Annotated in this window: 12 protein-coding genes and 2 pseudogenes; 3 read left to right on the forward strand and 11 right to left on the reverse strand. The window is 49.0% G+C overall.

What is annotated here, in order from left to right; translation table 11 throughout:
* A pseudogene (locus tag H6G48_RS27120) lies at nucleotides 1-88 on the reverse strand (helix-turn-helix domain-containing protein); the annotation flags it as partial.
* A 148-nt stretch (nucleotides 89-236) separates the two neighbouring features.
* Between H6G48_RS27120 and H6G48_RS26770 the strand changes: the two are divergent.
* Complete coding sequence (locus H6G48_RS26770; RefSeq protein WP_423202529.1) at nucleotides 237-410, forward strand: transposase; 174 nt, start codon at nucleotides 237-239, stop codon at nucleotides 408-410.
* A 16-nt stretch (nucleotides 411-426) separates the two neighbouring features.
* Nucleotides 427-570, forward strand: a complete 144-nt coding sequence (locus H6G48_RS26775; protein WP_261779553.1) for a transposase — start codon at nucleotides 427-429, stop codon at nucleotides 568-570.
* Between the two features lie 72 nt (nucleotides 571-642).
* Here the strand turns inward: H6G48_RS26775 and H6G48_RS05460 are convergent.
* The 7 genes and pseudogenes from H6G48_RS05460 to H6G48_RS05490 form a co-directional block, all read right to left on the reverse strand.
* Nucleotides 643-993 (reverse strand): annotated as a pseudogene (locus tag H6G48_RS05460) (calcium/proton exchanger); the annotation flags it as partial.
* 72 nt (nucleotides 994-1,065) lie between these two features.
* A complete protein-coding gene (gene pstB / locus H6G48_RS05465; protein WP_190719876.1) occupies nucleotides 1,066-1,863 on the reverse strand; it encodes a phosphate ABC transporter ATP-binding protein PstB in 798 nt (265 codons plus the stop codon).
* A 139-nt stretch (nucleotides 1,864-2,002) separates the two neighbouring features.
* Nucleotides 2,003-2,893 carry a phosphate ABC transporter permease PstA gene (gene pstA, locus H6G48_RS05470; protein ID WP_002738206.1) on the reverse strand — a complete coding sequence of 297 codons (891 nt, stop codon included), beginning with the start codon at nucleotides 2,891-2,893 and terminating at the stop codon, nucleotides 2,003-2,005.
* Nucleotides 2,894-2,899: 6 nt separating this feature from the next.
* Nucleotides 2,900-3,844, reverse strand: a complete 945-nt coding sequence (gene pstC, locus H6G48_RS05475) for a phosphate ABC transporter permease subunit PstC (RefSeq protein WP_190719879.1) — start codon at nucleotides 3,842-3,844, stop codon at nucleotides 2,900-2,902.
* A gap of 20 nt (nucleotides 3,845-3,864) precedes the next feature.
* Nucleotides 3,865-4,863, reverse strand: a complete 999-nt coding sequence (locus H6G48_RS05480; RefSeq protein ID WP_190719882.1) for a PstS family phosphate ABC transporter substrate-binding protein — start codon at nucleotides 4,861-4,863, stop codon at nucleotides 3,865-3,867.
* 20 nt (nucleotides 4,864-4,883) lie between these two features.
* A complete protein-coding gene (locus H6G48_RS05485) occupies nucleotides 4,884-5,957 on the reverse strand; it encodes a sulfate ABC transporter substrate-binding protein (protein ID WP_190719885.1) in 1,074 nt (357 codons plus the stop codon).
* Nucleotides 5,958-6,067: 110 nt separating this feature from the next.
* Nucleotides 6,068-6,742: a cadmium resistance transporter gene (locus tag H6G48_RS05490; RefSeq protein WP_012264446.1), complete on the reverse strand. Its 675-nt coding sequence runs from the start codon at nucleotides 6,740-6,742 to the stop codon at nucleotides 6,068-6,070.
* A gap of 216 nt (nucleotides 6,743-6,958) precedes the next feature.
* On the opposite strand from H6G48_RS05490, the gene H6G48_RS05495 reads away from it, so the two are divergent.
* Nucleotides 6,959-8,221: a sulfonate ABC transporter substrate-binding protein gene (locus H6G48_RS05495; RefSeq protein ID WP_190719889.1), complete on the forward strand. Its 1,263-nt coding sequence runs from the start codon at nucleotides 6,959-6,961 to the stop codon at nucleotides 8,219-8,221.
* A 447-nt stretch (nucleotides 8,222-8,668) separates the two neighbouring features.
* Here H6G48_RS05495 and sigC read toward each other — a convergent pair whose 3' ends face one another.
* The 3 genes from sigC to H6G48_RS05510 form a co-directional block, all read right to left on the reverse strand.
* Nucleotides 8,669-9,913, reverse strand: a complete 1,245-nt coding sequence (sigC, locus tag H6G48_RS05500; RefSeq protein ID WP_242034537.1) for an RNA polymerase sigma factor SigC — start codon at nucleotides 9,911-9,913, stop codon at nucleotides 8,669-8,671.
* A 161-nt stretch (nucleotides 9,914-10,074) separates the two neighbouring features.
* On the reverse strand, nucleotides 10,075-11,136 hold the full coding sequence (locus H6G48_RS05505) for an anthranilate phosphoribosyltransferase family protein (protein WP_190719892.1): 1,062 nt from the start codon (nucleotides 11,134-11,136) through the stop codon (nucleotides 10,075-10,077).
* Nucleotides 11,137-11,179: 43 nt separating this feature from the next.
* Nucleotides 11,180-12,151, reverse strand: coding sequence for a LysR family transcriptional regulator (locus H6G48_RS05510; RefSeq protein WP_190719895.1), 972 nt, complete (start codon nucleotides 12,149-12,151; stop codon nucleotides 11,180-11,182).
* Between the last annotated feature and the right edge of the window lie 21 nt (nucleotides 12,152-12,172).

Consider the following 12,172-nt stretch of genomic DNA (forward strand, 5'->3'; position numbering starts at 1 on the left):
CGCTCTTACAAACATCAAGAATGTGGATGATCTCCCGTTCCTGTTGCCTATTTACCTTTAGTTTGTACTGGTAGGTAAGCGTTATCACTGTCGTTCGTTTCGTGATGTACAATCAGATTATAACACTTACCGCCTAATATGTCAACTGATTACAATCATGAATTTAGCTCTGTTTATAAACTTACCGCTCACGTCGTATTCGTCATCAAATACCGGCCATTGCTATTAACAATGAAATCTTAGCCCGACTTAAAGAAATTTTTGTGTCAACGCTCACGAAATGGGACAGCACATTACTTGATTTCAACGGTGAATCGGATTACGTTCACCGGATTATCGATGACAAACCTGACATCGCTTTATCCAAATTAATCGCTAACCTTAAAACAGTTAGTAGTCCCATTAATTAGAAAGGAATTTCTGGATTTGGCGGCCAAGTATTTCTACAACAAACCCTATTTTTGGACGGGAGCTTATTTCGTGGCCAGTTGTGGCGGCGTTACCATCGAACAACTAAAAAAATACGTCGAGAACCAAAACTCCCCAAAAGTGGAAACCCTACCGCGTTAGTTTTATTCTGGTGGCGATTCATCTCCCGTTAACCGCTACGCGGTTTAACGGGAGTCCTCTCGCGACCTTGAGATAGCGTAAGCCGCCGAAAAACATCGATACGCCCGTTACCAGCAGCAGATTCCCGATAATTGAACCAGTAATCGTCGCTTTCACCACCTCGATCAAACCTTCTTCGAGGGCGGCGTAGGCGAGAATTAATTCGGTAGCGTTGCCGAAGGTGGCGTTCAATAAACCGCCGAGATTGGGACCGACCACGACGGCGATTTCCTCGGTCGCTTTTCCCATGTAAGCGGCCAGGGGAACAATCGCTAGACAGGCACTCAGGAAAACGATCGTCACGTCCCAACGCAGGAAATTCCAGGCGATCGAGATCGGGACAAAAACCAACAAAATAGCGAAAATCCAGTCCTTTCTATTCATAGCAATGGGTGTCTCGGCATAAAACCGCGCACGGTTTTGAAAAACAGACTATCGAGTTTTTTTCTGTTTCAATTACCCAAATCGCCCGCTAATATACTCGCGGGCCTCGTCGGTTTGGGGATTGCCGAACATAACTTCCGTGGGGCTGAATTCGACTAATTTCCCCCGGCGTTTCCCGGAGGGATCGGTTTCGGTGTTAAAAAATGCCGTCCAGTCGGCGATCCGCGATGCCTGCTGCATATTGTGGGTGACGGTGATGATCGTGTAACTTTCCTTCAGTTGTAAGCACAATTCCTCCACCTGACGGGTAGAAATGGGATCGAGGGCCGAACAGGGTTCATCCATCAATAAAACATCTGGCTTCATAGCGATTGCACGGGCGATACAGAGACGCTGTTGTTGTCCCCCCGATAGTGCCGTTCCTTTTTCTTTGAGTTTGTCCTTTACTTCCTCCCAGATCGCCGCCTGCCGCAGGGAATACTCGACCAATTCCTCAAGATTTCCCTGATAACCGTTGGTTCGGGGTGCGTAGGCGATATTCTCGTAAATGCTCTTGGGAAAAGGGTTCGGACGTTGGAAAACCATCCCCACCTGTCGCCGTAACTTGACGGCGTTGACCTGCGAATCGTAAATATTCTGATTTCGGTAGAGTAATCTTCCCTCCACCTTGGCACCGGGGATCAGATCGTTCATTCGGTTAAAGCAGCGCAAGAGGGTACTTTTCCCGCAACCAGACGGCCCGATAAAGGCGATGATTTTTCGCGCGGGAATTTTAATATGAACGTCCACAAGAGCGAGAAACCCGTTATAAAAAACTTTGACACCTTCTGCGTCGAAAACACTGTGATCTGGGTTAAGGTGGGTAGTCATGGCAAAAATTCTCCTGATCGTTTATTAAAGATCGATGGTTTTTTTAGAGGGGAGGGTTTGCAAACCCTCCCGTACTGGAGAAGTGGGGAGTGCAGGAGTAGGGAAGGTTATGTATCTACCCCCTTGCCCGCTGCCTTCCCTAATTCAGTGTCGAATAACGTTGACGTAGATAGATGGCGATGGCGTTGAGGGCGAGAATTAACAGGATCAGAACGATAATCGCGGCCGCCGCCGCATTGGCGAAACCGGGTTCGGGACGGGTGATATAGCTGAAAATTTGAATCGGTAGTGCCATAAAGCGTTGGAATAAACCAGGATCGAAAGTGAGGAAACTAACCGCGCCGACGACCATTAAGGAAGCCGCGTCCCCGATCGCCCGCGACACGGAGATAATCACCCCCGTGAGAATCCCCGGCACCGCGTAGGGTAAAACATGGTGTTGGATCGTCTGCCATTTGGTACTGCCTAGACCGTAGGAGGCTTGGCGTAGGGAATCGGGAACCGCCCGGATCGCCTCCCGCGCCGTGACGATAATCACCGGCAGCGAGAGAAGCGCAAGGGTTAACGCGCCGGAAATCAGCGTCGGGCCAAAATTGAGCAGATAGTTAAAAACCGCTAATCCTAATAAGCCGTAGACGATCGAGGGAACCCCGGCCAGATTGCCGATATTCACCTCGATCAGTGCCGTCCACCAAGTTTTCGGGGCGTATTCCTCTAGATACAAAGCCGACCCGACCCCGATCGGCACCGCCACGAGAAGCACGATAATTCCCAGATAGAAACTACCGATGATCGCCGGACGGATACCGCCCCTTTCCGGGAAACGGGAAGGCGTTTCCGTGAGGAATCCGGGGGTTAAGAGTCGTCCGAGTCCATCGTGGGCGATATTCAACACCAACAGCGCCAGAACGAACAAACCGATCAGTAAACCGAAGAGGAAAAGATACTCGCAGAATTTGCCGATCGCCTCGCGGCGTTCGAGATGGTCGATAAATTCAACGGTATCGGATTTGACAGAGGATTTAACCATGGGAAATCAATCGTATTTTTCTTTAAAACGGTGGGATATCCAGTAACTGGCTAGATTCAGCACCAGCGTGATCAGAAAAAGCACCGCGCCGACCGCGTAGAGGGTTTTAAAACTGAGACTGCCCCGGGGCGCATCTCCCCCGGAAATCTCGGCCATAAAAGCGGTCATCGTGGCGATCGACTCGAAGGGATTGAGGGTAAGCCGGGGTTGCGAGCCGGCGGCGATCAACACCGTCATCGTTTCCCCCACCGCCCGCGACATTCCCAGAATAATCGAGGCCATGATCCCGGAGAGGGCGGCGGGGAGAACCACTTTAAAAATCGTTTCCAGCTTGGTAATTCCTAGCGCGTAGGAACCCTCGCGCAGGGAACGGGGAACCGCTCGGATCGCGTCTAAACTAATCGATCCCACCGTGGGAGTGATCATGATCCCCATCATTAACCCGGCGCTGAGGGCGTTAAAAATCTCGACGGGGAAAAGATTCCGCAAAGTGGGCGTGACAACGAGTAGGGCGAAGTACCCGTACACCACCGTGGGAATCCCGGCGAGAAGTTCCACCGCGGGGCGTAAAATCGCCGCTAGGTTCGGTTTTGCGTATTCGGCGAGGTAGATCGCGGAAGATAGGCCTAAAGGAACCGCGACGGACATAGCGATGGCTGTGGTTAAAAATGTCCCGTTAATTAGCGGCCAGATGCCGAAATGAGGGGTGGCGAACAGTGGAGTCCAACGGGTATCGAGAAAGAATTGGGCGAAAGATACCTCTTGAAAAAATCCCCACGTTTCGCTAAAAATAATCGCCACGATGCCGATCGTCGTCGCCACGGAAACGAAAGCGCAAGCGAAGAGAATGACCGCGATCATCTTCTCTTGAATATCGTCGCCGGGGTGCTTGAGGAGCGAATTATCTGCCGGCAAAAAAGAATTATCGAAAGAACTCGGGGTTAAGGTCATGGTTTGACAAAATTCCTTTTTTAGATAAAGTTCGTGATCGGTTCTCCCGGTTTAGCTTTGCCGAATTTCGATCCCGTTTCCCCGCGCTCGAATTTCCGCAGGGTTTTGACGTAGGCCTCATCTGGTAAAGCGACGTAACCCACGCCATCGACCCATTTCCAGGAATTTTCTAAATAGAAGCGCACGAATTTTTCCAGGGATGGATTCGTTTTTAAATTATTCTTGTTGACGTAGATAAACAGGGGACGGGAAAGGGGATTATAGACATTGCGGAGAACGTTATCGATGGGGACCGGTTTGACGCATTTTCCTTCATTATTTTCGATCGCCACCAAGTTCAATCGATCTTGGTTCTGCATATAGAAAGAGATGCCTAAATAGGCAAGCGCGGATGGATTGCCGATCACCCCCTGCACGAGCGCGTTTTGATTGCGGTTCGGGGTGAAATCGGTACGGCTATTTCTCCGTTTTCCCGTAATCGCTTGGGTGAAATAATCGAAGGTTCCCGTATCGGAAGGCGGGGCGAAAAGTAATAATCTTTCGTCGGGAAATTTGGGATTAATCTGTTTCCAACTGGTAATCCTACCCTCCGCTTTCGTGTTCCACATTTGATCGAGTTCTTTAATCGTTAAACACTTGGCGAATTGATTTTTTTTATTGACGATCACCGCCAATCCGTCGATCGCCATCGGTAATTCCAGAAATTCCACACCGTTTTCCCGACATTTCTCGATCTCTTCTTTCCGGATCACCCGCGATGCCCCGGCAATGTCGAGATTTCCGGCGCAGAACTTACTAAAACCGCCCCCGGTTCCACTGGTGGCGACGCTTACCCGCGCTTCGGGATGGATTCTCTGATATTCTTCGGCAACGGCGAGGGAGAGGGCGAAACCCACCGCACCACCGTCGATCGAGACTGGCGCTTCTTTCTCGGCCGAGTCGGCCGGGCGACCGCAACCGGCGATCAAATTACTGGCCATCAGAAGGGAGATTAGGAAAAAATAATGAGAGAATTTCATAGATTAAAGCGGGAAAAATGTTAGGAAGCCGACTGGTTTTTAATCTGCTCGAAGATGCCGTTATTGGCCAGAAATTCCTTTTCGATCAACGTCCAACCCCCGAGATCTTGGGCGTTGAAAAGAGTTTCGATCGGCGGAAATTGTAGTCCTTCATCCTTGGCCACGAAGGGATTGACCGATCGATAGCCCAATTTGGCCAATTCCTGTTGTGCCGGCTCGGAATAGAGGAAATTCACAAAGGCCTCGGCCACCTCTCGCGTGCCGTGTTTATCGACATTTCTATCCACCACCGCCACGGGATTATCGATCGAGATATTGACCGGGGGGACTAAGTAATTGGTATCTGGTTGATTTCTTGCCGCTAGAATTACCTCGTTTTCGTAGGTGACTAAAACATCCCCCTTTCCTTCTTGGAAAAAGGCATTGCTGGCTTCCCGCGCGTCCCTGGCTAGGGTGGGAATCTTTTGATAGATCCGGCGGACAAAATCCCATGCCTGTTGCGGTTCGCCCCCCGTTTGCGTCACCGAACCCCAGAGGGCTAATAACTGCCAAATAGCGATCCCGGAAGTTTTCGGATCGGCGGATAGAACCATAACGTCCTCTCTAGCCAGATCCGCCCAAGATTGAATCTTTTTCGGATTTCCCGCCCGCGTGACGATCGCCGCCACCGAGTGACTCACCACCCCCCGCCGCGGCACCCGATCTTCCCAACCGCGATTAATCAGGCCGGCTTGAGATATCCGCATCACGTCGAGGGGAAGGGCGAGATGTACCACGTCCGCCTCTTGTTTCCCGGCGATCACGTCATCGGCCTGGGCCAGGGAACCGCCGTAACTCCGCTGGAAAATGACTTTTTGGTTATGCTCTTTCCGCCATTTCTCGACGAATTTCGGGATAATCTGGTCGTGGGCGGCTTTCGTGACCGAGAAGGAAACGAGATTCAGTTTCACCTCCGGTTTTGAGCCGATTCCCCCGCAGGAGGCGAGGGCAATACTTGCCAACAGTCCCACTAACAGGAAGGAAAGGAAGCTCCTCCCCGATAAGGAACGAAAGGGACGAAACAGCGATCGAATTGGCAACAGTGATACATTCATCGGGATTTTCTCGATAAGGTTGCTCTAAACCAACTAATTTTTTCTTCTCTCTTCCTGAATTTTGACTCCCGTGGGAGCCGGAGATTGGCGATTTTTACGGGGGGTCTAATTTACCCGGTGGGAATCAACAGGCGATAGGAGCCGTTATCGAGAATAATCCGTAGGCCCAACCACATCAGCACAAAAGGGAAAAGCTTACTCGCATAACGGCTGAGGACAACCGCGATCCCCGGTTGGCGGGTTAGATTATAGGAGAGAAATAACCAAGTACAAACGATTAGATAGCAGATCGGGATGATTACGGCTAACTGCGCCACGGTACTATTGGCGAATAGGGGAATGTAGATACCGAGATTATTGCCGCCATTGGATATCGTGACCGCGGAAACTTTATAGGTTTGGCGATCGCTGAAGACTTGACCGAGGGATAGTCTGCGGGAGGCGAATCCGTGAAATCGGGCGTTTCTTCGCAAATTCACCTTGCGATCTGCGGTTTCCCTCTCGTTATCGCGATTTAACGTCAGTAAATTTCTCACACCGATGAGGATCGGCAAGATTCCGAGAAGACCGATATAAATCGGCGGGATGATTAAGCCGAGTAGAAAACCCAGCAAGCTCACCGATACTAAGGCCGTAAACCCGACTAGCTCGCCGACGACAACGTGAACCGGGCGAAAGGTACGATTTACCTCGCTAAAGAAGCCGGTTAGATAAATATTGTCGTCGAAGGTGGTGGCTATGCCGGTGGCCACCGCGATTTTGACGATTTCGATCAACCAATCCATCCATATTACCTCGATCTCTCAAAGGCGGGCGCAATTTAATTTTAAAACTATATCATTTTCAATACATTTATAAATGTACTTTGTTACACAATCGAGGAGTCGTGGATTTTTATAGTATGTAGATAAAACTAATGGAACCTCTCCCGATCAAGTTGGGAAACCCTTCCCTCTTGTCTCCTTTCCCGATCATAAATCTTGTTTTCTGCGAGAAATCCCATGCTCCACCGTTCGATCAAGTGTCTCTGGAAACCGTGGCGAAATTGGCGGGCAGTTCTTCCCGCAGTGCTTTTTTTGACCAGTCTCGTCGGGAGCTTTCTCCTGGCTGGATTTTCCGACACGAACGCAAAGCGCTCGCTACGCGAGATCGCCGTCGGTCAAAATTCTCGATCCGATAACCCGATTCTGAACCTCGTCGATAGCTTTAAATTCCCCCGAAATACGACTCCCCGGCTATTGGAAACCGTGGGATTATTTATCGCTGGAATTCTCTTCTGTATCGCGATCGATCGCTGGTTCAAGCGCTCGACCCCCTCCGATATCACTCCTCTCGCCAAACAAGCGCGGCGGTTAGGAACCCTCAAGATCGGCTATCCCGAGGGCATGACCAATCTGGAAGTTCTCCGCGCCCAGGCCTTTCTGGAAAGACGCTTAAAACCCTTTGGGGTGACGGTAACGTGGACGAGTTTTCTGGCCGCTTCCTCTCTGATCGAGGCCTTGAGCAACGGAACGATCGACTTCTGCGGTGGTGGCGGTACGGCGAGTATTTTCTCGCAAGCGGCGGAACACGTCTTCGTCCGGGTAGCCAAAGAAAAATATACCGCCCCGAAAGGTCAGGCGATTCTCGTGCCTGAGGATTCGCCAATAGAGACGTTGGCGGATTTAAAAGGAAAAAGAATCGCCTTCGATCGAGGTTCGAGCGCCCATTATGTCCTCATCCGCGCCCTGATGAGAGTGAATCTAGAATTAAGCGATATCGAACCGGTGTATGCGACTCAACCGGAAGCACTGGTGCTTTTTCGTCGCGGTGAGATCGACGCTTGGGTGGTCTGGGTTCCCTATTCCCCCACGGAGACGCGCACCTATCCGGGAAGATCGGTGGCGGATCTAGAGAGTATATTCGGGGAAAACGCCTCTCTAGAAGTGCCGACCTATTATTATGCGGTTCCCGAATTGGTGCGGGATTATCCCGATGTACTGAAGGTGATTTTAGAAGAGGTGAACGAGGCGGGGGCCTGGGCGAAACAACAGGAGTTAGAGGCGACGAGACGCTTGGCAGCCCACCACGAGATCGATCCGGCGATCGTGACTAATCTCGAACAACGGGCCTCTGAACGTGCCATTATCCCAATCGACGATCGCTCTCTGACGGCCCTACAACACCAAGCTCATATCTTCCGAGACCTGAAGCTGATCCCCCATCGGGTCAATGTGCGCGACGGAACCTACACCCTACAGACGAAACAAAATTGGACATATTAATACTAAATCCGTTGAGTATAGGCTACATATCAGGATAGGCAAGAGGCAATAGGCAAAAGGAGGAATAAATAATCAGTTTTTAATAACAGGATTTAGGATAAATCCTGTTTAAAAGGTATAGGGGAGTGGGGAGCGCCAGAGCAGGGAGAAACAATCCATGACTGGGGAGTTAATCACAGTATTAAAAACGGATTTGGTATCATCAAATCCTTATTCTCGGTGAGTTAAAATCTCCTAAAAAAATAGGGAGTATTTTCAGATCACTGATTATACTAAATCCGTTAAGTATAGGCTACATATCAGGATAGGCAAGAAGCAAGAGACAAAAGGCAAAAGGAGGAATAAATAATCAGTTTTTAATAACAGGATTTAGGATTACTGTTTACTGTTCACTGAAAATACTCCCCACACCCTGCCCCCGGGAAAAACTTTTTCCACATACCCTAACTAACTCAACGCTTCAAAATAATCGCGAATTTGATTATGTAGCTGGGATTGACGCAGTTTTTGCAAAGCTTTCAACTCAATTTGTCGTACCCTTTCCCGGGATAATTCCAAAGTGCGACCGATATCAGCCAAAGAATGGGATTTACCATCGAGAAAACCATAGCGCAATTCAATCACTTCTCGTTCACGAGTGGTTAAATCTGCCAATAGTGCTCTGATATCTCTTTGCAAAGATTCATAGACAAAATGATTTTCTGAAGACACTGCTTCGATTTCCAAAAGGTCTAATAATTCCGTATCTTTTTCCTTACCCACTTTTATTTCTAAGGAAACCGAACGCGGCACTGTCATCAACAATTCCCGCACAGCTTCAGGAGTCAGAGCTAACTCTTGGGCAATTTCCTCTACGGTCGCAGTGCGACCGCGCATTTGCGAGATTTTCCGTTGTGCCTTCTTAATTCTGTTGAGTTTTTCGGTAATATGAACCGGTAAGCGAATAATCTGGCTTTTAGTTGCGACCGCTCTTGTCATTCCTTGACGGATCCACCAGTAGGCATAGGTACTAAAACGATAGCCTTTGGTGGGATCAAATTTCTTGACGGCGCGTTCTAAACCCAGGGTTCCCTCTTGAATCAAATCCAATAATTCTAAACCGCGATTCTGATATTTTTTGGCCACCGACACCACCAGACGTAAATTGGCCTTGATCATCTGTTCTTTGGCACGGGTACCAAGGGCAATAATTTCTTCTAATTCCCCCACTTCTAAGCCCGCTAGGTGCGCCCAACGCTGTTTCCCTGCTTTTAAAGCATTTTTTAACTCAGACACGCTGATTTGGGCAGTTTTTGCCCAACGTTCTAGGGAGGGACGATGGGCTAATTGAGCGGTTAGCTGATCGCGCACCTCAATTAACTTGACAAATTGCTGTACTTGTGCATCACCTTGTTTAACGGCGGCGGCGCATAATTTCAGTAAAGACAGATGACGCTGTACCTGTTGCGCTTGTTCAACTTCCTCGTCCCGTTTGAGCAGAGGCACTCTGCCAATGTCTTGTAGGTATAAACGTACTAAATCGGTAGTTGTGCCGTTGCTGTAGCTTTTTTCGGGACTAGATACTAAATCATCTTCCAAATCACTGCCGAGAAAATCTTCATCCAGGTCGATCGAGTTTTCCTTCAGTTTTAAGATAGAAAAAGAGGGACAGATAAATTCAGTTTCGAGCGTCGAGGGGTTAATTGCAGACATGATGGCTTCTCTAGGGGCGACTGTGATAGGAATTAGAAACTTCTAAATCGTTTACCGTAGTCATAGCTTTCCCACTTGAGCGAGGAAATGATGCAGTTGGGAAAATTTTTTTCTCAAAAGTATTTATAATGGATTGATTTTCCCTACAGTCCTATTCCTATCTATTCCTGATTTTGGAGATAATTACAGATTTGTTGCAGTTTAGCCAGGGCTTTTCCTGACTGTAAAGATTGTTGTGCTTGCTGGAAAGCCGTGGGGATATCCGGGGCAATTCCACAGCGCCAAAGATAAAAACCACCGTTAAAAATTGCCGCATCGGTTAATTCATTATTTTCTCCGGCTAATAAACCCTTTAATTTAGCGGTGAGCATCTCTAAAGATTCGAGGGGATAATCCGAGGGACAGAAGCCATAATCGCGAGGATTTAGGAAAAATCGCTGAAAGGAAGGGGGATCGGTGGGATTTCCCAGACCGATAATCGCCGTCCGATTACAGGCTAAATCACAACTGCCCTCTAATCCTTTCACGGTGGTGAAGTGAGAGATATTTCTCAGGGCGAAAGTTTCGCGAAAACGATCTTCGGTGGGGGGATGAACAAAACCCGATATCTGATGAATATTACCCACAAAAGGCGACCACATTAACTCTACCGTGGCCATGGGCGGACGTTTACCGATTTGCTCCCGATAGGGAATAAAATTCTGTACTAGGGGAAAATGGCGCGGAATATAGAAAAAAGTCAATCCTGTGGTGATTAAACAGTCTTTCACTGCTGCTAAGGATAATTGACTAAAATCTGCTCCTAATTGCTGCCAGATTTCTCTGAGGGAAATACCGTATTTAGTCGGCATTTGATCGCCCCCGTGCAGGACTACGGGAACCCCCGCCAACCCTAAGATTAAAGTAGTGATCGGAGTAACTGGGGCAGTGCGAGAGCGTCCATCGTAGGGATTGCCAAAAATAGCGATCGGATGCTGAAAAGAGGCTGATTCTAGGGTTATTTGCGGGCCAAGCTCGGCGTAGGCATCAAGCATTCCCGCTAACTCATCGCTGGTGGGGCGTTTAATGCGATGGGCAATCATAAAAGCACCGATTTGGGCCGGGGTTGCCTCTTGGGTTAACATCATCTTGGTGGCCATTGCCGCTTCAGGACGGGTTAAATTTCTGCCCGTATGGGTGCCACTACCGATCGCTTTTAATAATTCTCGAAAAGTATCGCTCATCTCAAGGAAAAAAATAAAGAGTAAATGGGATTGATGGGGATTGCTAAGGCTGGACGGGGTGGTTTTCTAAGCTTTTAACCACACTTTGATTCATTTGCCGCACTAATTGACAAAAATGAGCGATCGGTGGTATCTGTAGGCGATCGCTAGTGGTGACAAGGACTACCTGACGGGTGGGACGATGACTAAATTTACCATTGTTAAGATGGGGATTTTCGCCACTAGGGGAAGCAAGAGGACGAATGGCGAGGGTGGCATCGCTACGGGCCTCCATCAAGGCGGATTGGGGCAGAAGAGCGATAATATTACCCTGACGCACCACACCGCGAAAAGCATCGAGGGTGTTTAATTCCATGACGGTTTTCAGGTGGGCATCCTGACGGGAAAACCATTCTTGTACTAATCTTTGCATTCCGTAGCCGTCTTTGAAAACCACTTGCGGATAGGGGATTAATTCTGACCATGGCACTTCTTTGTATTGGGCGAGGGGATGATTAGCGGCCATGAGAATTTCGATCGCTTCTTGGTATAATACCTCGACCACCATCTCCGGGCTAGAGGTGAGAAAACGATTATTCATTACCAACGCCACATCTACTAAACCATCCCGCAGCACTTTTAAGGCGCGATCGCTGCCTAGGGCTGTAACTCTTAACTGAACTTCTGGGTATTCAGCACAAAATTTCGGCAAAATCGGCGGTAAATAGTGGGCGCACACGGAATGAATCGCCGCCACGCACAATTCTGGCTGTTTTCCTGCCTGTAGGTCGGTGATTTCCTCGTGAATATTCGTCCATTCTTGACAAATTCGTTTCGCCCGGGGCAGTAATTTCTCCCCGGCAATGGTTAACTTCGCTTGGGCGGTACGATGGAAAAGAGGTAAGCCCAAATCGGTTTCTAGGGATTGAATCTGGCGGCTGATAGTCGATTGGGTGACTCCACACTGGCGCGCCGCTTGACCGAAATTGCCCGTATCGGCTACGGCTAAAAAGGCTTGCAATTGCTCGATCCGCATTCTTTCTCGTTTTAATTACAT

Source organism: Microcystis flos-aquae FACHB-1344 (genome assembly GCF_014698375.1).
Taxonomy (GTDB): domain Bacteria; phylum Cyanobacteriota; class Cyanobacteriia; order Cyanobacteriales; family Microcystaceae; genus Microcystis; species Microcystis aeruginosa.

Excerpts from the sequence above, each read along its gene's own strand:
- H6G48_RS05510 (WP_190719895.1), bottom strand. The coding sequence starts at position 12,151 with ATGCGGATCGAGCAATTGCAAGCCTTTTTAGCCGTAGCCGATACGGGC.
- sigC (WP_242034537.1), bottom strand. The coding sequence starts at position 9,913 with ATGTCTGCAATTAACCCCTCGACGCTCGAAACTGAATTTATCTGTCCC.
- H6G48_RS05490 (WP_012264446.1), bottom strand. The coding sequence starts at position 6,742 with ATGGATTGGTTGATCGAAATCGTCAAAATCGCGGTGGCCACCGGCATA.
- H6G48_RS05480 (WP_190719882.1), bottom strand. The coding sequence starts at position 4,863 with ATGAAATTCTCTCATTATTTTTTCCTAATCTCCCTTCTGATGGCCAGT.
- pstC (WP_190719879.1), bottom strand. The coding sequence starts at position 3,844 with ATGACCTTAACCCCGAGTTCTTTCGATAATTCTTTTTTGCCGGCAGAT.
- H6G48_RS05495 (WP_190719889.1), top strand. The coding sequence starts at position 6,959 with ATGCTCCACCGTTCGATCAAGTGTCTCTGGAAACCGTGGCGAAATTGG.
- pstB (WP_190719876.1), bottom strand. The coding sequence starts at position 1,863 with ATGACTACCCACCTTAACCCAGATCACAGTGTTTTCGACGCAGAAGGT.
- H6G48_RS05485 (WP_190719885.1), bottom strand. The coding sequence starts at position 5,957 with ATGAATGTATCACTGTTGCCAATTCGATCGCTGTTTCGTCCCTTTCGT.
- pstA (WP_002738206.1), bottom strand. The coding sequence starts at position 2,893 with ATGGTTAAATCCTCTGTCAAATCCGATACCGTTGAATTTATCGACCAT.
- H6G48_RS05505 (WP_190719892.1), bottom strand. The coding sequence starts at position 11,136 with ATGAGCGATACTTTTCGAGAATTATTAAAAGCGATCGGTAGTGGCACC.